Raw genomic sequence first — 20,786 nt, forward strand, 5'->3', positions numbered from 1 at the left:
ACTAAAGGGAAATCTAGCAATCTAATAACAGTCGATAGTGTACGCATTACGACAAGGTCAAGTAAATTTTACCGCCCCAAAAAACCAATCGCCTTTGATTGATCCCGCCGTAATCAGAGCCGCTGGGCAGATATACTATATTCACTGTGAAGTACATCCCGAAATAGCTGGGCAACCTTCCGGTGTAGCAATTAATCGTGTGACTCTTCGAGGTAAGGTTATTTTTACTAACCAACCAGTTCTTTTACCTCAAGAATGTTTTGTGCCCTTAAGTCAAATTGAATCGCATATGTATTAGTCATTGGTCGTTGGTCATTAGTCATTAGTCATTAGTCATTGGTTAAGAGTAAATATTAATTAACTCTCGACAAAGGACAAAAGATAAACGACAAATGACACAGGATAAATGACAAAGGACAAATGACTGTATGGACATTTTGTTCGCCGTCCTGGCGAGTGTAATAGTCTTTGCTTTGGGTGCATCTATTGGCAGCTTTATCAACGTTATTGTTTATCGGCTACCTGCTGGGTTGTCAATTCTTTGGCCGCCTTCTCGTTGTCCCCGTTGTTTAAACCAGCTAAAAGCTTATGACAATGTACCAGTATTCGGCTGGATTTCGTTAAGAGGGCGGTGTCGATATTGCAAAAGCAAAATTTCTGTCCGTTATCCTGTGGTAGAAGGGGTAGCTGGCATAATTTTTTTATCGGTTTTCTTGGTATTCCAAGTTTCGACTTTAACAATAGGCTATTGGGCTTTTTGTAGTTGGTTATTGGCGCTATCGCTCATTGACCTAGATACAATGACCCTACCCAATCCACTTACTCAGTCGGGTTTAGTGATAGGAATTTTATTCCAAATGATGGTTGGTTATCTACCAGAGGGTAGTTCTGTGGCATTAGTCAATCACTTTATGATGGCTACAGTAGGAGCAGTATTGGGTTTATGGCTATTTGATGCGATCGCCCTATTGGGTTCAATTGCATTTGGCAAAACTGCAATGGGTGCGGGTGACGCTAAGTTAGCAGCCATGATGGGAGCCTGGTTAGGCTGGAAATATTTGCTCTTGGCTAGTTTTATTGCCTGTGCGTTGGGAGCGTTAATTGGCAGTGGTGTCATTATGCGTAGAAGCAAAGCCACGAGTCACAAGGCATCGCCACAAAGGTTAGGACAAAAGATGCCTTTTGGGCCTTTTCTGGCTTTAGGATCTGTAATTACTTTATTTAGCGGCGAAGCCATTTTGTCTAGCTACCTGCGGTTATTTTTTCCAGCGTCTTAAACTTGAGTGGAGAGTGGGGAAGACGCAGGGGGCATGGGGAGCAGGAGAAGAAGCAAGGGAGCAAGAGAGAAGAGTTTTCCCCTCTGCCCCCCGCACCCCGCCCCTCTGCCTCTTTCCGATGCCTCATGCCCATTCATAATAAATATTTATAATCCGTGACTGTAACCAGCATTACCCCATCTGCACTTCATATTTTGATAGTATTCAGGTTGTGACTTGTATTACCCTCGTTAACTACCCCGTAGTCTACACGGACGTAGCTTTCCTAATTCATCGGGAATAGCCCCCAGAACTCCGTAGTTCTATTGGTCTGACATTCCCTCCAAGGGCAGAAGTCCTGGTTCCCAAAAGCCAAATCTTTTACCCGTAACTCTGCCGTACTACTTCAAAGAAGCAAGCTAGGCGTAGCGTCCCGTAGGGAAGGGTTTTCTTGCAACATATACCTATAAGCTTGATTTTCGCTTGTGGCATTGATGGTCAAGATACTAACTATAATACCCGAAAAATCGGTGATTCCTTATATATCCTGGATGCAATCGTCCTGGATGCAATCGCCATCACCCGCTCACAATACCCACCTTATGAATATATTCAAGGTGGAGACTTCCGAAATTCTTTAACGACGATTAAGGGTTGGCAAGCACAACTAGTGAAACAGATGCTGATTGCTCATAACCTAGCAATACGAATCATTGATTTGGGTAGGAGGGAGAAAGCATCTTATTTGGAGGTTGGTATTCTCATGGCTTTGTCAGTACGTCCATATAATTAAGTCTGCTGAAAAAAGAGCAAGATACTTGTATTGGCATAAGTATTTTCGTTAAGCTGGCAACCAAAGATGAAAATTAAGGTCTGAATTGCTTAAAAGCTTAATTTGACGATGTAGCCATTAGTCATTAATAAAAACAAATGACAAAAGGCTAAAGACAACCCGATACGGCTTGATATGTTTTCGACCTCATGCCCACTTAAAATAAAATAAAAAATGGCTAACAACGAAGAATCACGCGGTTTAAAGTCTCTATTTGATTGGTTTGCCAATCGACGGAAATCAGGATCTACCAGCCTCGAACGCCAAGAACGCGAAATTGCTGATGGACTATGGCATAAATGTTCCAAATGTAGCGTTTTGGCATATACAAAAGACTTGAAAGCGAATCAGATGGTTTGCGCCGAATGTGGTCATCACAATCGGGTAGACAGTGATGAGCGCATCCGTCAATTGATAGATCACAATACCTGGAAACCTCTAGACGAGCATTTGCGCCCAACCGATCCGCTAGAATTTCGCGATCGCAAACTCTACAGCGATCGCCTCCGGGAAACACAAGATAAAATTGGCTTAATAGACGCAGTTAAAACTGGTTTAGGTCAAATCAATGGTTTGCCCATTGCCCTTGGGGTTATGGACTTCCGCTTCATGGGTGGTAGTATGGGTTCGGTCGTGGGAGAAAGGCTTACCCGCATGATTGAGCAAGCCACTCAACGGCGGTATCCTGTGGTTATCGTCTGCACCTCTGGTGGCGCGAGGATGCAAGAAGGAATGCTCTCCTTGATGCAGATGGCGAAAATTTCCGCAGCCCTACAGCGCCATAAAGACGCACGACTATTATATATTCCTGTTTTGACCAATCCTACAACGGGCGGCGTTACCGCAAGTTTTGCAATGTTGGGCGATATCATTTTGGCAGAACCCAAGGCAACCATTGGTTTTGCCGGTCGGCGAGTGATTGAGCAAACCCTGCGGGAAAAACTACCCGATGATTTTCAGACTGCTGAAGATTTGCTCCTGCACGGTTTTGTTGATGATATCGTACCCCGTACCCAATTAAAAAATACCCTAGCCCAGCTAATTGCCCTACACCAGCCTGTACTAACAACACCTCAGATGGTTTTGTGGGAAACAATGTCTTTAACTTCTTCCGCCGCAGAATAGAGCAGGGGGAGCAGAGGAAGCAGAGGAAGCAGAGGGAGCAGGGGGAGAAAATTTTACTTTGTGCCTCTTGTTTCCTTACTCCCTTACCTCTCCGGCTCTTTGACAAAAAGCAGTGGCATAAGCGCTACTAGTCGGAATAGGCTAGAGAGGGCGAACAACCCCAGTAAGCCACCAAACTGGGCAAATTGGATGATGAAGCTGCCTATAGTTGCGCCTAAAGCACCACTCCCTCCAGCAACAGCAGCTGCGATCGCAAAATAGATAGACTGATTTTTAGTTGGTGCGATCGCCAATTGTATATTGTTGTTGCACAAGTCAATCGCCGCCCAAGTACCTCCAGTCAAAATGTGTAACAGGGGTAACCACAACCAGATATCAAGGCGATTAACACCAATCCCCAGCCAAAGCAGTGGTGTGGCTGCAACCAGAATCCCAATACAGATAAGAATGGGACGATTGCCTATCTTGTCTGCTAATTTGCCCCAGAGGATGAGCATCAGCAAAGTCGCCCCCGCCTGAAGGCTGTTATAGATAGTTACGTAGCTCACGTCTAAATCGAGCGTATCGAGCATATAAAGGTTAAAAAACGGACTGCTGAGGTTGACAGCAAGCGCCCAAAAGCTGAAATACAACAGAAATCTCAAAAAGTTAGAGTTTTTCCAGATGCTGGAAGCTAGCGCAACCGGTGGGGTCGAATCCCCATCTGAACTCTCCCCTTTGCTCCCAGCTAAGAGTTCCCTTGCCTCTTGTTCAATCTCATTTGTTTGAGGTAACTTGCCATAATAAGTGTTTTGCAATCGCGGATTCATATCCACCTGGAAATATTGGCACCCCAATCCCACAATCCCAAACACTATCCCTACCAGCAGAACTATCCCATAGCCTTGGAGACTTCCACCATACCAATGTGATACAAATAAACCCGCCATTGGTACGCAAACCAAATTTGTAAGGCTAGCAGCACTATTGCGTATCCCAAAATACCTGCCTCGCAATTGCCGGGGAACTATCATTGCTACCCAACTTAGCCATGATGCCGCTCCTAATCCTCCCAAAAGATTGCTGAATAGGACAATTAAGAGTGTCAATATCACTAACTGGTGAGTATTAATTACTCCCAAGCTTACGCCTGCAATACCGATTACTAGAACCAGCCATAGCAGCCGACCAACTCCGTGTGTCCGAAGAGAATATTGAAAACGGCTGGTGCTGCGTTCAGACAAGTAAGCACCCAACGGCTGAATCAGATTGACCAACATGGGGATGGAGCATAGCATTCCAAATACCACTGGACTAGCACCCAATTCCACCAAGAAATTGCTGAGTAAAATCCCGCCAGTTCCAAGGGAGTAAACTGCTGCTAAGACAGAATCTGTAGTAGAGGCTTTTAAACTAGTGCGAATTGCATCCTTGGGAATTCGAGAGTTTGGAGAAATTGTTGGTGATGGTAAGGCAATCTGGGGAATTTCTAGAATCAGTGGCGCAGTTGTTTCAACCTGAACAATATCCATAATGTATGTCTATGAGTAAAGCATCTGGGAGTAATTTGGTTGCAAAGGAACTCAGTATGCTTTTCTAGCATTTTTGATAATTTTTCGTTATTTTAGCTTGCAATTCTAAACAAAAATTTACAATAGGTAAAATCTCACTTCTTGAGAACAAAAGGTATAAGTAAGAAGAGAGAGACTGTTATCTGTCTGTAAGCAAGAAAAGATTATTTAATTTTTTGGAATTGATGATAGCGATCGCGATCATCATTATTGCTTGTCAAAACCTACAATTACCAAGCAAACTTTCAACATCTACCGCAGTCACCATTAAACTCAGTGGCTAGGGAGGTTCTCCTATTGAGCAAAAAGTTTTGAGGCAGGTATTGCAAGACTTTGAGACAAAGTATCCAACTATTAAGGTCAAATATGAGGTGATTTCTGACCAATATATGGATGTAATCAAAACTCGTTTAGTTGGGGAAGCAGCGCCTGATGTGTTTTATCTGGATGCGCTGGAAGCTCCTTTCTTGATGAGTCAAAATGTCCTAGAACCGTTAGATGCTTACATCACCCCCGAATTTGACCTAGCAGACTTCGAGGATACCTTACTCGACAGTTTCAAATACCAGAATCAGATTTATCGTCTTCCCAAACTCAAGATTCCACTCTTGCCCTATTTTATAACAAAAAAGCCTTCGCCGCCGCAGGCTTGAGTAATCCACCAGCTACTTGGGATGAACTACGTAACGGCTCGAAGCAATTGACAGGCAAACTTAACAGATACGGCTTTGGAGAAATTCCCGAATTGGCGCGTCAGGGTTATAAAATTAAAGCCTTTGGTCAAGAGTTTGGGTTATGACCAAGACCCACTGCGATTGCCATTAGTGGCGGGAGTGGATTATGCTACATCATGGCAGGTAGAACAGTATCGATCTGCGATCGCCAATAACCTTGATAACCAGTTTGTCAGGGCCTTGTTGGGGCGACAACTATTAAATAAAGCAAACGATGCTAAAGGCACAGAATGAAGCTAAATTTTTGAGTTGCCTGAGGGGCTGCGCTTGGTAAGTGAACCAATACCTAATGCACTCATCAATGCTACTAACACGCCCAATATAGAAGTCGGTTCAGGAACTTTTTTTGTAGTGTCAATCCTCAGGACTTGTCCTTGTCCTGGGCGATCGCCTTTATTTGAAACATAGATGTCACCATCAGGACCAACAGTCAAGGCAGTGGCAGACTCTAACCCATTACCACTCAGCAGCGTTGTCCGAGTTCCATCAGGAGCTATTTGCACTAAAGAAGCATCTGAAATACCTTTCCACTGTGGTTCATTGCCATACTGTAAAGCATACAAATTACTTTCATCATCAAAAGCCAAGTCACTCAATTGGGTAAAGCCATCAGCGTAAACTGTAGTTTCACCATCACCTTCAACACGAAAAATTCTCGCTTTACCTTCTGGAAAAGGGAAACCAGTGTATTCGCTCACATATATTGCACCATCGGGCCCGAATGTAACACCTGTAGGTACTGATTGAATTTCAATCTCCTGCGGTGTTTGTCCAGGTGACGGTGCATCAGGAGGTGCTACTTGCCCTGGCTCAGGAGTAGGGAAAATGGGATTAGTAATCTTTTGTGTAGGAAGCACAGTTAGTGACTTTAAATTACTTCCATCAAGCCCCACAGTCAAAATGTTGTTTGCAGCCGCATCAACAATATAAGCAGTATCATCATTAATTGTAAAAGCATAGGGATTGCTAGCTATTTCAGCACTAACATCAAGTACATCAACCCCATCTGCATTATTGGCAAATTCGTATTTTGCCAAATCAGCAATACTTTTCAATGAACCTGTTTCCAGGTCTACTTTATAAAGCTGTCCCCAGCTAGGAGAATTTTTTGGAAAATCGGAAATACTTGGATTACCACCATACCCAATTAAAAGATAAGGATTTCCCAAGCGATCAAATTGGATATCTTGAGGGCCTTCACCTGTATTACCAGTAGGTCTTAATGCTATTGAAGGTAATCCTGTAATTACACGTTCTTGTTTCCCATCCTTAACTCTAGTTACAGCACCACTTGTACCAGCACATGAAAGCAGACCTTCCAAACTAGGGCCAGGAATACATCGTCCATTTCCCCCCACGCCTGACTCTGTAATATAGAGACTACCGTCAGGAGCAAAATTCAGACCACGGACATTATCAAGGCCCTCAGCAACCACACTAAATGACGCAGCTTTTGCTGGTTTTATTCCATAAAAAACTGCAAGACAAATAGTAATAAATATCAAACTAGGGGCAGATTTAGTAAATAAAGATAAAGGCATTTGACAATCCAAATAGGGTAGTAGTCTGTCAAAAAATAATTGAGGGGTGGAGATTGTTCGTAGTTTGCGCTGTCTTTCAAAACAACGCAAACTTGGCAAAGTAGTAGAGAATTACGAGTATTTGCGTTAACTATTCATTGCAAGCTTTAGATATTGCAATTATTCCACCTGAGATCATCTAGCAAATCTACGGTAGCGTCGGTGCAAGAGAAAACTGGCTCCAATCAAACTTATGCTAATTAGTGGCTTCATAGTTGTTGGTTCTGGAACTTCCTGGGGAACTTCGATAAAACCGCTTACTAAAGCCTCACCCTTCAATGTAATAGTTTCTCCTAAAATAACTATGTCCTCTTCTGAGAATGATAGTGTGCTTGTAGCGTTTTTGAATATGCCTTCACCATCGGTGATATTTACGACACCAGAACCTTTAGCCGTCAGATTTTCAAAATTAACTGAAGCACTAGCATCACTTGTTCCAAATAACTTATTAGTACCGTCACCAAATAGAATGTAGCCTAACGGAAAACCTTGAACGCCAAATACTTCTGGATTGTTGTTAAAAGTGAGATTTCCATTGGTATCTAGCACGGAGTATGTTAAACCCTCGTATAGTCCTAAATCATATGGAGCATCATCACTCACACCTACTTCAAATACCTTTGAAACATTGCCTGAGATCGGCTCAATGTTAACTGTTGTGCGATAGTTGCCAGTAAATGGATATATGGTTTGCGCTGTTGCTCTCATTGCATCTGAGCAAACGCTAGTGAAGGTGAGAACTAATGGAACTAGACACACCTGGAGTGAGCGAAGCATCATTTAAAATTTCTAACCTCAGAAAGTATTGATTTTGACAACAAGTTGGATATTCAATTTTCGGAAATATGTTAATTTTGCAAAAGTCTTTCAATTTGCGTAAATTGCGTGAGTTCTTCTCTAAAGGAGACAATCTGAATATTCTGAAACTAAAGAATTAACGCAAAAAGACTCTACGGCATTAGATTTTACAAGTTTCAAGATGCAGTTACAATGAATTATCTTTTGATAAAATTGTCAATTTTTTCTTATTACTGGACTGCCTTTCTAATAAATTTAAGAATTCTCACAGACTTATTTAGGGTGGTAGAAAATTTCTCTATCTGAACATTTAGTATCCTAATGAGAACCAAATATATAATTTTCTGATTCTGGGATTCGTGGTAAAAACTGGTGGCGCATCCTCTACTTTTTACCCACAGTCACTTCTTCAGCAGTGCTGACGCTTATCTTCATGTGGATTTATAACACTGATGGGCTATTAAACGATTTTCTTGTTTTGTGGGGCTACCTACTTATAACTGGTTGGGCGATCCAGCTATTGCGCTCAAAGGCATTAGGATCATGAACATTTGGTCAACGGCACCGTTTTTCATGGTGATTTATCTGGCGGCGTTGCAAGATATAACCCAAACACTTTATGAGGCGGCGAAACTTGATCGTGCAGATGGGTGGCAGCAATTTATCTACAATTATCCTTCCCTTGCTGAAGCCTGTAACCTTCTTTGTGGTGGCAGTGGGGGTGATTGGGACTTTTCAACTTTTTGACCAGTCTTACATCTTTTCTGGCGGTACTGGCAGGTCAAACAACGTTACCTTAACTGTGGTGCTGCTAATTTACCAAGCAAGCTGTGTTTCGGAATTTACAAATGGGATATGCAGCTGCGATCGCATTTTTATTAGCAGCAGTGATCATTGCCATCACTTTGATTCAACGGCGACTTTTTGAAGGCGAAGATTGTCCATAGCATGGTTAATGCCACTTTTATTTTCATGATGCGGCAGTTTTTTGTTAATTTTCCCAAAGAACTAGAAGAAGCAGCGCAACTAGATGGCTTAAATACCTTTGGAATTTTTTGACATATTGTCTTACCTTTAGCAAAACCAACACTGGCGGCACAGGCAGTTTTTGTATTTGTGGGGAGTTGGAATAATTTTTTACAACCTATAGTTATCCTATTTGACCCAGAAATGTTTATTCTCCCCCTACTTCCCCTACTCCCCCTGCCCTCTTTCCCCCTCCCGATCCCCAAACAGTATTTTGGGCAACAAATTGCACTCCTAACGTGATATTGGTATTACAGCGACTCAATCTCTATCTATCAGTTAACAAGCATTATGGGTTTTGCAGACCTATCGATCGCAGAGATAGCAACCGACTACAGCATTCCTGTAGAAAAAGTGTTTTCTCTGTGTAACCAACTGGGAATCGCCTACAAACACCAAAAGACTCGTTTGGCGTTAGAAGATGCAAAGGCAATTATTTCCCAAATATCGTCTGAAATAGGCCCAAAAGGTGCTAGCAGCCCGGTGGGTGATAACGAAGTCACCTGAAGGGTTATCTCGGGCTTTGGCTAATCACTGATAGCTAATGATAAAAAACAGTTAAGTCATTAGCAATTAGCAGCTTGGAGATTGAGAATCGCTTTCTTAGCTGTGTTGAGCGTCAAAATTTTTAAGGGGAAACATGTTTAGAAGACTAATTGGCGTTGTTGTGGTTACTGTTTTACTCTCGTTTCAGTTGCTTGTCGGTAGCGCGACAGCAGTGGAACTAGACAAAGCTACCCGGACAGTGCCATTAAATGCTGAAGGTGATACCGTTGTACTTAGCCTTAAACAAATCAAAGAAGGCAAACGCTTATTTAATTACGCTTGCGCCCAATGTCATGCTGGGGGAGTTACCAAGGTAAACCAGAATGTTGGACTTACTCCAGAGGATCTGGCACTGGCAACACCCAACCGTAATAACATAGAAGGCTTGGTGGATTACCTGAAAAATCCCACTACTTACGATGGGGAAGAAGAGATTTCCGAAATCCATCCCAGTATCAAAAGCGCAGATATTTTCACAGAAATGCGAAATCTGACAGATGAGGACTTGGAGGCGATCGCCGGTCATATTCTCTTACAACCCAAAATCGTTGGCACTAAGTGGGGAGGCGGAAAAATCTATTACTAAATCCTGAAATTAGTACTGAGTCATTGGGGCATAGGGCATAGGGCATAGGGCATTCCCCATTCCCCATTCCCCATTCCCCAGTTTTCACCAAAGTTTAGCTGCTTTCATTCTCACAGCAGCACAAAATATTCTTGGTTTGGGCACAAAAAATTTTTCATAAGTCAAGATATTCCTAAAGAAAAAATAAAAATCCCTTATTTTACCGTTTCCCTGTATTCACAGGCTTTTTGGGCTATGGCAGTCTAGCATTTATTACTAATTGCAAAGCTTTTTGCAATAATATTGCTCCCTATTGTTAAAAAAAAAATTGTATCTATGACAGATTGTCATATTTGGTGTTGATTTTATTTAAAATGAGAAAGGAAAAAAAATGTTTGTTAGGAGAGATCCATGAAATTGATTTCGGCAAGCTGGCGACGCCTTAGTTTAGCTGTGTTGACAATCCTTTTAGTTGTTAGCAGCTTTGCTGTTTTTACTCCCAGTGCTTCGGCTGAAACCTACCAGGTGAAATTGGGTAGCGATAAAGGAATGCTGGCATTTGAACCGAAAAAGTTGACAGTTAAACCAGGTGACACAATTGAATGGGTGAACAATAAAGTTCCTCCCCATAATGTTGTGTTTGATGCTGCCAAAAACCCCGCTAAGGACGCTACTTTAGCAAAATCTCTGTCTCATAAGAATTTGATGATGAGCGCTGGTCAAAAGGAAACAACCACTTTCCCCGCAGACGCACCTGCTGGTGATTACACCTTCTACTGTGAACCTCACCGTGGTGCTGGCATGGTTGGTACAATCACTGTCCAAGGCTAGAAACATCGCCGTTGACAGAAGATGATCTTCTGGGCTTCCTTCTCTGAAATTAGCTCATAGCAACACGCCGCACTCCTAGAGTGACGCACACAATGAATAAATGGCGGTAACGAGTCTTATTCTTGCCTAAAACGCTAAGTAACCTGTAGCGATAGAGAGATAAACTCGTTACCGCCAATTTTGATCAAATTTGACTTAATCAGACATTAATCACGTTTATACTCTTGCTGGAGGCTTGTTACGAGGAAATTCTGTTGAGAATACTTTTATTAATCCTACTGTTGGCGATCGCTCTATTTAAATTGACATTCATTAGTCCAGCACTAGCTGCTGAAACATCTAACGGTGCTAAAATTTTCGAGGCTAACTGCGCTTCTTGCCATATAGGTGGCGGTAATATCCTTATTAGCCAGAAAACTTTGAAAAAGGAAGCATTGTCAAAATACTTAGAAAATTATGATCGTGACTCAATCCAGGCGATTATCCACCAAGTGCAAAATGGTAAGAATGCCATGCCTGCCTTTAAAAGCAAGTTAAGCCCTGACGAGATTCTAGAGGTAGCTGCTTATGTTTTTCAGAATGCAGAACAAGGCTGGTAAGTAGCTATACTGTCTACTTATAGTGGGGGAAGTGCATTTATCGATCAGTAATTAAAGGCAAGCAACATACCCACCCGGTAATATTGGAAAATTTATTTGTTGGAAATCCCTCACTGGATTTCCTTGTTAAAACCTTCCAACAAGTCTCAAAGTTCACTATCTCTATGAGGAACTAGCGATCGCTAGTTCCTCAACTTCTAAAAACGATATTTTAAAGATGAATGATAAATTCAGAATCTTTATCATTCATAGCTTTTAGGTTGTTCTTAATCCAAAATAACCAGCTCGATGATTATTTTTCTGGATTAGACTTTTCTCTATTTTGCTTCACTTCGCGCAACCGTTCTACTAATTTTTCATCCGATTCAGCAGAAGGTATAGGCTGACTCTTATTGACTCTCGGCAACACTAACGGTTCAGAAGTAGTAGCTGCCGATGAAGGCGTAAGCTGATTATTTCTGATTTGCAGTTCAGGGAATGGTTTAGAAGTAACTGCTGATGAGGGTGCAGATAATGGCTTAAGAGCACCTGTAGGTAAGGATGCAGGCTGGTTATTTCTGATTTGCAGTTCCGAGAACGGTTTGGGAGTAGCTGTCGATGAAGGCGTTGGTTGATTGTTATTTCTGATTCGCAGTTCAGGAAATGGTTTAGAAGTATCTGCTGGTGAGGGAGTAACCTGATTGTTATTGATTCCCGGTGCAGATAATTGAGTTGCCCCAGTGGTGCTGCTAGTGTTGTTTTGGAAACGTAGATTAAATGGATAGGAACTGATCCGTTTATCTCCCTTGGGCGATTGCTTGTTGAAGTATTCCCTTGCTTCTGATTGCAATTCACGGGAAACTAACTTGTCTTGAAACTTGATATCTAAAACCTTACCATCAGGATCTACCACTAATACACCCAACACAGCACCTTCAAGATTCGGTTTATCGGTGGCTAATGTTTGGCGGATGACTGGTTTTTGTTCAGCGTTGGGGTATTCTTGCTGGACTTCTTTTCTCAAATTTGCGTAGGAGTCTAGCTGTGCAATTGCCAGTTCAGTCCCTTTACCAGATAAATCGGATGCCTGTAATCTGGTTGCCCTAAGGTTTAAGCTATCTCCAGCCCTTGGAGCTTGTTTTAGAGAACTTATTAGCGAACTTTGAGAAATTTTAGACGCATCATTAACCGATTGCGTCATCTGTGGAGCCGTATTTCCCTGTGCCGTTATAATGGGGCTAGTGTTAATGGGGCTAGTATCAGACAAGGTTGGAGATTGGGCATTTTGCAGAATATCATCAGGTATTTTCTGCGATTGCAATTCTGGTAATCTATTTACAGCCAGAGGCTTAGGTGGCTCGTATTTGGTGTCACTGACATTCACACGAGGAACTGATTGAGAGAATTTGGTGCTGCTATTGTTGTATTTAGAGCTATCAAATTTAGAAACATCAAATCCCAAATTATTACTAGGAATCATCCGCAAAGACTGCCTTGTAGGCAAGGAAGAAACCCGATAGTTATTCGATGATGGGGGTAGCGGAGGCATTACTAGCTGACTGGATGGCGGTGATGCCAATGGGGGCAATATAGTTTGGGCGTTAAAGTTTGGATTAGAAAGTGGCGCTATTGGAGGAAGTTGTTGTAAACCAATTTGGGGGGAGGTTTGCGGCAGACGGCTTTGATCCGCTTGGCTCAATTCCAAAAGTCCGACAGTTTTTGATGATGCTGTTTCATTGGGCTTGTTAGACTCCATAGGCATCAATGGCACAATCATAGCGATCGCACCGTGGATGCCAAGAGAAGCTATAGCTGCTATCCCAATTGGCTGGCTTAAGATTTCTGGTATATTTTTAAACAGGGAGACGTAAGACATAGCTGTTATCGTTGACTCGGCTCAGTTGCAGTTGACTAGCGATTTTCTCTTTCCGACTATATTGCAAGCTATTGCAATAGATGCATCCCTCTAAGGAAATAATAACTTCCTATGTTGACAATCAAAACGCCAAGATTGCCATTTATTAAAGTTTTTAATTGATCAATGACGCTTTATATTTAAATTTCAGCTTGCTAAAGAGATATTTGAAAAATTACTACTGTTGATTTTTTATTCTTATAACGCACACAATTAAACTTTATATCTGGGATATTTATTAAAGTTTAAATTCAATGTAAAACCCTGAGTAGCTCACAACATCTGCTGAAGTTGCCTTGTTTTTTCTACTCTTTTTTAGTCAGCTACGCTTCTGTAACAGATGGCACACTTGCTTGTCCAAGGCTAGCCCCTATATGAAAATATTACCACATCAACAGTCTCTAAAACTGTTGCAAATTGTACAATGTTATTGACATTCTAGCCTTGAACCCTAGCAAAGCCATTCGGGTTTTTATAAAAGGAGTCAGTCATGCGATCGCAATTTTAGCTTTTAAATTCTGACTACTTCTTCGTAAAAAGGTTTCAAACCTTCAATCATTGCAGAACATTTAAAATGCCGCTACCGACAGTTATTGTGCCTGGATATCTAGAAAGCGCGATCGCTTACCGCCAACTAGAACAATCCCTACAACAGTTAGATTTTCCTACGGTTACAGTACCACTGCGACGACGCGACTGGTTACCCACTATTGGAGGAAGGCCTGTAACGCCAATTCTACAAAAACTCGATCTGACGATCAAGCATACATTGCAGCAACATAATGCTACTCAAATTAATTTGATTGGTCACTCAGCAGGAGGTTGGATATCCCGCATCTACATGGGAGAAAAACCTTATTGGGTAGGCGGTAAAGTTAAACCATCCCTCTGGGAAGCACATCCCCTGGTTGCTACTCTCATAACCTTGGGTACACCCCATATTAGTCAAGAACGCTGGACACGCTCCAATCTAGATTTTGTCACCAATAACTACCCAGGAGCTTTTTACAAAAACGTTCATTACGTTTGTGTAGCTGGCAAAACTATCTTTGGCCAAAGGCGACGCGGTAGCTGGTTAGCTTACAGTAGTTACCAATTAACCTGTGGTAAGGGTAACACTTGGGGAGATGGAATCACGCCCATTGAAGCTGCTCACTTAGAAGGCGCAGAAAATCTGGTGATTGAAGGTGTAAGGCATTCTCCGAGAAGTCCTGGAATTTGGTATGGTTCACCAGAACCCTTAAAAGCTTGGGTGCAATATTTGATTTAAAAAATTTTATCTTTATTATGAGAAATGCAACATTTATTAATATTCCTTAGCTAAAATTGAAATTGTAATAAGAATAAATACCTAGCTAAGAACAGGAGGGGTGAGCTATGCAAAGCACCCAGTTCAATAGGATTCTGCGACGAGTAGCGACGATATTATCGGTGGTGATTTTGAGTCTGTGTTTAATTTACATTTCTACTGGAGTTCTGCTGTCTTTTTACTATGAACCTACAGCAGGCGGAGCTTATAACTCATTGAAGATGATTAATACACAACTGCCATACGGGTGGTTGTTTTGGAGAGCGCATGATATTGCTGGTAACGCAATAATTGCGATCGCTCTGATTCAAATTGTAGTAATGTTTTTAGGTCGGCAATTTCGCAAGAGTTGGCTGGCTGCTTGGATTAGTGGGATTTTATTGACCCTAAGTGCGATCGGGCTAGATTGGACAGCCATGATCCTAGATTGGACTCAGGAAGGATACTGGCGTTTTAACATTGAGCTAGGAACCATCGAAGCCATTCCTTTCATTGGTGGACAACTGCGCGACATCCTGACTGGGGGTGGAGCGATTAACACAGTTACTGTGGAACACCTTTACACAATACATAGTTATTTGATTTCGGTGGCGACGCTAATTCTTGCCATAGTTCATTTATCTGCTTTACTGTGGCAGGAATGGGAAATGTATCAAGAAACGCCAAGACCAGAAATTGATAATTTGCAACAACCGCCAGAAGGCGAATTTATTCCTTCCCAAGGCTCATAAAGAGTCAAGAGTTAGGAATTTTTTCTTCCCCTGCGTCCCCTGACTCCCCTGCCGCTATCTCTCTCATCACCCAGGAGTGTCAGTAGTGAAAAGTTGAGATATTTTTGCAAGGGGGACTTCTTCAACTTCCGCTAACTTTTCTAAAGAGAGGCGAGTAGACTGGCTAGCGCCAGATAAGCGTTTTAAAAGTTTAGGTCTGGGATCGTGCAACAAGTAGATAATGCGATCGCCAACTTCCCACTCGTATTTTGCTGGCACTACTTGTAAGCGTTCTTCCCGTTCTACCAATAGCGGTATCAACGCCCCAGTCCTAATCATTTCTTGGATACGCTCATTTTGACTAGAAAATTCTGACTCAGTTAGAGTGGTTGTTCCTAACTTGACTCGCCCATCATTCAAATATTCATTCCAAGTCTTAATTGCTAAGTCTGGGATAAAAGCTTGATTAACTTTATTACTAACAGAGGTACTTGCTTGGGGGTCACGGGGGAAAACAGCTAAGACGCGCGGCGGATTAAACTCCTCAGATGCTCTTTGAGCCAAAACAAAATTCACCTCGCCATTACTTGTCATAGCCAAAAAAGTACCCATAGAAGCAAGTCCTGCCTCTTCTAAAACCGCAGCATCCAAAGCACTGCTGGCAATCACCCGTAGATTTTGCGCTTCGGCTTGAACAAGACATTGGGGGTCAGTATCAATCATGACCACGTTTTCTCCCCGTTCTTGAAAGAACCGGGCAATTAAAAGACTCAAGGGATGGCAACCCACAATCACAGCCCCAGTTACATCTTTGGAAGTGATTTGCAGCCATCTAGCAACCCAGCCAGCTGTTAGACCTTGGCAGACAACAGTCATGATAATTGTGAGAAAAACTAAAGCTTTGATGGAATCACCGCCGTTAATGCCGCGCTGGGTCAGGGAAATTGCAAAAAAAGAGGCTACGGAGGCGGCGACAATTCCTCTAGGAGCAACCCAGCTTAAAAACAGTTTCTGTCGCCAGTTTAGGTTACTGTTCCAGGTACACAAGAGGATATTAATCGGGCGAACGACGAACATTAATACCAAAACAGTGAATAAACTACCCCAACCCAAAGCAAAGACACTAGCAATGGATAAATCAGCAGCTAATAAGATAAATAGCACCGAGACGCTGAGAATTGTCAGTTGACCCTTAAAGCTCCTTAACAGACGTTCTTCTGGGACTGAGGAGTTAGCAAAGACTGCTCCTGCAACTACTGTTGTCATTACTCCTGATTCACTGCGGATCATTTGCGATAAGGTAAACAGGCTCCAAAGTATCGCTAACACCGCTAAGTTTTTTAGCTCGAATGACAGAAAATCAGCGCGTTTGAAAATCAAACTCATCAGATAACCGCCAGCACCACCAATTGCCGCACCAACGCCCAGGCGCATTCCTAAGCCAATGATGGCATTGATAGGGTCAGCATCGCCGTTCAAGATAGTATCGAGGACAACGAAGGCGAGGATAGCGCCTACAGGGTCAATTAAAACCCCTTCTCCTTCCAACAGCGTTGCCACTTGCCGATCTACATTAATTTGTTTAAGCAAAGGGCCAACCACCGTTGGTCCTGTAACCACAACTATAGAAGCGTAGAGAAAAGCTATGTTCCAGGGGAATTCACCCAGCCAGTGGGCTGCCATACTCCCACCAAGCAATGTGATTAGCGTTCCTAGAGTGACGAGCAATTGCAGGCTGACTGAAACTCTACCTAACTCTCGCAGATCCAAGTTTAGTCCGCCTTCAAACAAAATGATTGCCGTTGCTAGGGCGACAATAACTTCCAATCCAGTGCCTAGTACATGGGGATGCAACAGCCCGATGCCATCAGAGCCAAAGAGGATGCCTAATAGCAACAACAAGACGATGCTCGGTATCCGAAAATATGCAGCTAGCACTTGGGCGCTAATACCTGCAAGGACGGCGATCGCCATCTGTAGGGTAATTTCAAAAGATGCTTCCATGTTGTAGATTTTGAGCGATTTATTTCAAAATCTTTTGTAAAAAACCGTAGACATTAATTTTACACAGTACAACATCATACCCTTTGTCCATTGCTGAATGCAGGGTTTTTTCTCTCTGGATGTCCTTTTAAATGCCCAGCGTCAAAAGCTGATGAACCCTGCGGCTTTTTGCACAAGCATCTACAGAATTCTTTGGTATCTCCATGTCTTTGTATCCTCTTCAACCTTTTGTCTCCACCCAGTTTAGCTGTCACAAACTTTTTTTGGCAAAAGCTGTTGACAAAAGCTTGGAAATTGGTTAATTTATAAAAGGTCTGAGTCTGATGCCCCCATCGTCTAGAGGCCTAGGACACCTCCCTTTCACGGAGGTAACGGGGATTCGAATTCCCCTGGGGGTACTTAATAAAAAAGCAAAAAATATTTTGCTCTAAATCTACCAACAAAAACTATCATCCAGGCTTTTTCCTGAATGATAGTTTAACTATACATACGGTTCTTTGCTAGCTAAGTTTTCTACACGTTGGTGAATAGCAACAAGATTTAACCGTAAGTCTTTACTCAAGCGGTTTTCAATGATTCCCACCGGCATAGTGAGTTTAGGCCAAACTTGAATTGTGTAGGAAAGATTTGTTCCTACACACTCACCCAGGGAATAAGGCTCTAAACCCCAGCTACCAAAAAAGCCTTTAAAATCTCCCTCTACCATCCGAAAATTAATTTCTTTAGGGAAGCATTCTTCCAAATCCAGAACCACCCGCGCAGAAAAGTTGAAATTCAGTAAGCGCTGGGAACCTACTTGCTCCAATCTAATCCCACCATTGGGATGCTCCATCAGGCGACTTTTGGCGAGGTTGGGGAGAAACTCAGGCAAGGCTTCATAATCTGTCAAAACCTTCCAGATTTGTTCCACTGGTTGGGGAATTTGGACTTTGGCGCTGATTTGTCGCTGTCGCTCTGCTATTTTTTCAATTTGAACTTCTACCTTAGCTGCTAAAGCAACTGCATCCGCAGTCAAATCCCCTTCAAGGTTCATATCATCACTAGGAGACTGGGAATCAGGGTTCTCTGTTGTGTTCTGTTGTTTAGTCACTTTCAGAATTATGTTTTGCTTTCGTCTGAGAATTGGGGCAGAGTCAGGGTGAAGCAAATTTCGCTCTGTTCAGAATCCGAAATTGGGAGACTTTCAATTGCGATCGCTCCATTCAGATGCTGCACTAAAGACTTGACTAAAGCAAGTCCCAAGCCAGTCCCTGGAGTCCAGCGCCCTTTTCCGCGACGGAATTTGTCAAAGATGTAGGTTGCTTCTTCTTGAGAGATGGCACGTCCTGTATTCGTCACCTTTATGATAACTTGATCAATTTGTTTATCAACTTGGTGAGCAGCTACCAAGTGGACGATGGTATCATGCTCTGAGTATTTACAGGCATTTGTTAACAACTCTTGGAGAATCCGGTCAAAACTCTCTAGTTCAGTTTGTAAGTCTAGCGACTCCTGTGGTAAATCTACAGAAATCTTTAATCCCTTCTCTGCGAGTTTTTTCTCAAAAGAAGCTGCTATATCCTGAATTCTAGTATTTAAATCTATAGATTCTAATTGTGGAGCTTCGTGAGGCGACTCTAGTTTCTGGAGTGTCAACAAGTCATTAATCAAGTTAATTTCCTTTGTGCATTCCTGCTCTAGGATATCCAGGTATCTAACCTGACGCTCCGGTGCTATTCCTGGCAAACGTAAGTTCCGAATTGACATCAGCATATTTGTCAAAGGATAGCGCAAGCGATCGCTCATGTTACTCATAAATTCATCTTTGAGTTCATTGAGTTTCCGCAGTTGCTCAACATATTGCCGGGTTCTTTCATGCAACTTTGCCTGGAGTTCTAGACTACTCTGTAGTTTCGCCGTTCGCTCATCTACCAAAGTTTGGACTTGTCGCAACGTTTGTGACTGAATAATGGCGTTACTTACTTGAGCACAAACCATTTCCACAAGACTTAATTCTGCTGCTTGCCAACTGCGAGTCACAGCTTGCTGTAGCACCAAGAATCCTAAGATTTTACCTTGACTTTCTAATGGCACTAATAATACCGCAGGCAATTCCTCTATTGCAAATAATGGCGCAGCTGAGGAGGTATCATTCTGCTCTGTATAGTCATCGAAGATTACTGGTTTTCCCGAATCTATAAAGGCACGCTGGCATAAGCCACACTCCGAAAGCAAGAAAGACTGATCTAAGGTATCTGGTTTATTAGTGCGAGAAATTTGTGTTGCTTTAGCCCATTCAACAACAACTTTAGCTTTCGCTTTAGGAATTTGTTTTTTAGCTTGAGTCCTAAATAGTGGGTCTGTATATTTTAGTAGTATAAGCAAACCTCGATCTGCCTGTAGAGATTCGGCAGTAGAGGCGATAATTAACTGAAGCATTTGATTAAGCTCCAAGTTGCTGCGATTCAGTATGGTTAATTGCTTGATCAAACTTTGATGCTGATTGCTCTTTTGCAGATACTGTTGTTGATGAGCAATTAGCTGGGCTTGTGTGACACGAGAAAAAGCGATCGCACAAGCCGACTCTACCTCTTTTAGCAGTTCTTTTTCTGATTCACTCCAATCATAAGGTTGGAATTTAATCAGACTAATCACTCCATTATTGTTGCCACCAAACCGTGTGGGAATTGCTAAAACGGCTTTTATCGGTAGTGGCAAAGATTGACACCCAATTACTAGACTATTCTGAATGATGGAAATGTCTTCAATAGTCAATGGTTCAGCAGCACATTGCAGCACTGGCGAGTGCATAAGCAACTGTTCCATCGAAAACATTTCTTCTGGGTGTGGTAATGCTAGATACTCATCAGCACACCAATTAGTAGTAGTTGCTTCGTCGGATGTCTCACCCGTTACTGAAACCAAGCAGCAACAATCTACTTGAAAAACAACTCCTAACAATTGGGCAATATCTTGTAGCATCAATGCCGTCGCCGAGCTATTGGCAATGATTTGGTTAATCTTTTGTACCAACTGGCGGGCAGGTTCTTTCTGATGCTGCATCAGCTTAACTTGGTAAGGTTGTAGTCGATCTATGTCATCTACATAATGTGGCGGCGACGATAAAGGTTTTTTCATTCTTGGCACGCCCTCGGATAATAACCCCATTGTTTTTGCACCCAACCTCTTGGCATATTCTTCCCCGTTAGTTGTGTTGCTACACCTTAGATAATTTAGAATTCTTGTATGAATACTTTCTCTCACCTGTTATAGCCCTTTTCTATGGCAGATGACCAAGTTACCGCTATATTAAGCAAATTGCTACATAGGTGATGAGATACTTAAAACCCATCTTCCGCACTTCAAAAAGTATTATAAATAATACAAAAATAGTTACTAAGAATATTCATACTATTAAGTATTAATACTGGTAATAGTTATTGGCTGG

17 protein-coding genes, 1 tRNA gene and 3 pseudogenes are annotated in these 20,786 nt (G+C 42.3%); 14 read left to right on the forward strand and 7 right to left on the reverse strand.

What is annotated here, in order from left to right; all coding sequences use genetic code 11:
* The first annotated feature begins 37 nt into the window (after window positions 1-37).
* The 4 genes from H6G26_RS42535 to accD all read left to right on the forward strand — a co-directional run bounded on the left by H6G26_RS42535 (window position 38) and on the right by accD (window position 3,213).
* Window positions 38-298 carry a hypothetical protein gene (locus H6G26_RS42535; RefSeq protein WP_190729647.1) on the forward strand — a complete coding sequence of 87 codons (261 nt, stop codon included), beginning with the start codon at window positions 38-40 and terminating at the stop codon, window positions 296-298.
* A gap of 130 nt (window positions 299-428) precedes the next feature.
* Window positions 429-1,277, forward strand: a complete 849-nt coding sequence (locus H6G26_RS12940) for an A24 family peptidase (protein ID WP_190729648.1) — start codon at window positions 429-431, stop codon at window positions 1,275-1,277.
* Between the two features lie 430 nt (window positions 1,278-1,707).
* Window positions 1,708-2,049 (forward strand): hypothetical protein, encoded by a 342-nt coding sequence (locus H6G26_RS12945; protein WP_190729668.1) that lies wholly within the window; start codon window positions 1,708-1,710, stop codon window positions 2,047-2,049.
* A gap of 213 nt (window positions 2,050-2,262) precedes the next feature.
* On the forward strand, window positions 2,263-3,213 hold the full coding sequence (gene accD / locus H6G26_RS12950; protein ID WP_190729649.1) for an acetyl-CoA carboxylase, carboxyltransferase subunit beta: 951 nt from the start codon (window positions 2,263-2,265) through the stop codon (window positions 3,211-3,213).
* 83 nt (window positions 3,214-3,296) lie between these two features.
* Here the strand turns inward: accD and H6G26_RS12955 are convergent, their stop codons facing one another.
* The gene (locus H6G26_RS12955) at window positions 3,297-4,724 is read right to left on the reverse strand and encodes an MFS transporter (protein WP_190729650.1); all 1,428 of its coding nucleotides are present in this window, start codon (window positions 4,722-4,724) and stop codon (window positions 3,297-3,299) included.
* Between the two features lie 224 nt (window positions 4,725-4,948).
* Here H6G26_RS12955 and H6G26_RS43750 point away from each other — a divergent pair.
* Window positions 4,949-5,771, forward strand: a pseudogene (locus H6G26_RS43750) (extracellular solute-binding protein).
* Here the strand turns inward: H6G26_RS43750 and H6G26_RS12965 are convergent.
* Both H6G26_RS12965 and H6G26_RS12970 read right to left on the reverse strand, forming a co-directional pair.
* On the reverse strand, window positions 5,734-7,038 hold the full coding sequence (locus tag H6G26_RS12965; protein ID WP_190729651.1) for a ScyD/ScyE family protein: 1,305 nt from the start codon (window positions 7,036-7,038) through the stop codon (window positions 5,734-5,736). The pseudogene H6G26_RS43750 and the gene H6G26_RS12965 overlap by 38 nt on opposite strands.
* A gap of 174 nt (window positions 7,039-7,212) precedes the next feature.
* Window positions 7,213-7,857, reverse strand: a complete 645-nt coding sequence (locus tag H6G26_RS12970; protein WP_190729652.1) for a hypothetical protein — start codon at window positions 7,855-7,857, stop codon at window positions 7,213-7,215.
* A gap of 367 nt (window positions 7,858-8,224) precedes the next feature.
* Here H6G26_RS12970 and H6G26_RS12975 point away from each other — a divergent pair.
* From H6G26_RS12975 to petJ, 6 genes and pseudogenes are all read left to right on the forward strand, one after another.
* A pseudogene (locus H6G26_RS12975) lies at window positions 8,225-8,822 on the forward strand (sugar ABC transporter permease); the annotation flags it as partial.
* Window positions 8,812-9,060 (forward strand): annotated as a pseudogene (locus H6G26_RS12980) (ABC transporter permease subunit); the annotation flags it as partial. The pseudogenes H6G26_RS12975 and H6G26_RS12980, both read left to right, overlap by 11 nt.
* A 132-nt stretch (window positions 9,061-9,192) precedes the next feature.
* On the forward strand, window positions 9,193-9,408 hold the full coding sequence (locus tag H6G26_RS12985; RefSeq protein ID WP_190729653.1) for a hypothetical protein: 216 nt from the start codon (window positions 9,193-9,195) through the stop codon (window positions 9,406-9,408).
* A 133-nt stretch (window positions 9,409-9,541) separates the two neighbouring features.
* Window positions 9,542-10,033 carry a photosystem II cytochrome c-550 gene (gene psbV, locus H6G26_RS12990; RefSeq protein ID WP_190729654.1) on the forward strand — a complete coding sequence of 164 codons (492 nt, stop codon included), beginning with the start codon at window positions 9,542-9,544 and terminating at the stop codon, window positions 10,031-10,033.
* Window positions 10,034-10,423: 390 nt separating this feature from the next.
* Window positions 10,424-10,843, forward strand: a complete 420-nt coding sequence (petE, locus tag H6G26_RS12995) for a plastocyanin (protein WP_190729655.1) — start codon at window positions 10,424-10,426, stop codon at window positions 10,841-10,843.
* A gap of 254 nt (window positions 10,844-11,097) precedes the next feature.
* A complete protein-coding gene (gene petJ / locus H6G26_RS13000) occupies window positions 11,098-11,442 on the forward strand; it encodes a cytochrome c6 PetJ (RefSeq protein WP_190729656.1) in 345 nt (114 codons plus the stop codon).
* A gap of 292 nt (window positions 11,443-11,734) precedes the next feature.
* On the opposite strand, the gene H6G26_RS13005 is transcribed toward petJ, so the two are convergent.
* Window positions 11,735-13,297, reverse strand: coding sequence for a hypothetical protein (locus H6G26_RS13005; RefSeq protein WP_190729657.1), 1,563 nt, complete (start codon window positions 13,295-13,297; stop codon window positions 11,735-11,737).
* A gap of 613 nt (window positions 13,298-13,910) precedes the next feature.
* Between H6G26_RS13005 and H6G26_RS13010 the strand changes: the two genes are divergently transcribed.
* Window positions 13,911-14,606, forward strand: a complete 696-nt coding sequence (locus H6G26_RS13010; protein WP_190729658.1) for a lipase — start codon at window positions 13,911-13,913, stop codon at window positions 14,604-14,606.
* 107 nt (window positions 14,607-14,713) lie between these two features.
* On the forward strand, window positions 14,714-15,376 hold the full coding sequence (locus H6G26_RS13015) for a cytochrome b N-terminal domain-containing protein (RefSeq protein ID WP_190729659.1): 663 nt from the start codon (window positions 14,714-14,716) through the stop codon (window positions 15,374-15,376).
* A gap of 66 nt (window positions 15,377-15,442) precedes the next feature.
* Here the strand turns inward: H6G26_RS13015 and H6G26_RS13020 are convergent, their stop codons facing one another.
* On the reverse strand, window positions 15,443-17,359 hold the full coding sequence (locus tag H6G26_RS13020) for a cation:proton antiporter (RefSeq protein WP_190729660.1): 1,917 nt from the start codon (window positions 17,357-17,359) through the stop codon (window positions 15,443-15,445).
* A gap of 325 nt (window positions 17,360-17,684) precedes the next feature.
* Between H6G26_RS13020 and H6G26_RS13025 the strand changes: the two genes are divergently transcribed.
* Window positions 17,685-17,757, forward strand: a tRNA-Glu gene (locus H6G26_RS13025).
* An 83-nt stretch (window positions 17,758-17,840) separates the two neighbouring features.
* Here H6G26_RS13025 and H6G26_RS13030 read toward each other — a convergent pair.
* Both H6G26_RS13030 and H6G26_RS13035 read right to left on the reverse strand, forming a co-directional pair.
* Window positions 17,841-18,449, reverse strand: coding sequence for an SRPBCC family protein (locus H6G26_RS13030; RefSeq protein ID WP_190729661.1), 609 nt, complete (start codon window positions 18,447-18,449; stop codon window positions 17,841-17,843).
* A gap of 8 nt (window positions 18,450-18,457) precedes the next feature.
* On the reverse strand, window positions 18,458-20,476 hold the full coding sequence (locus H6G26_RS13035; protein ID WP_242053698.1) for a GAF domain-containing protein: 2,019 nt from the start codon (window positions 20,474-20,476) through the stop codon (window positions 18,458-18,460).
* Window positions 20,477-20,786 lie beyond the last annotated feature (310 nt).

Origin of the sequence: Nostoc sp. FACHB-888 (assembly GCF_014696655.1) — a bacterium.
GTDB lineage: Bacteria > Cyanobacteriota > Cyanobacteriia > Cyanobacteriales > Nostocaceae > Nostoc.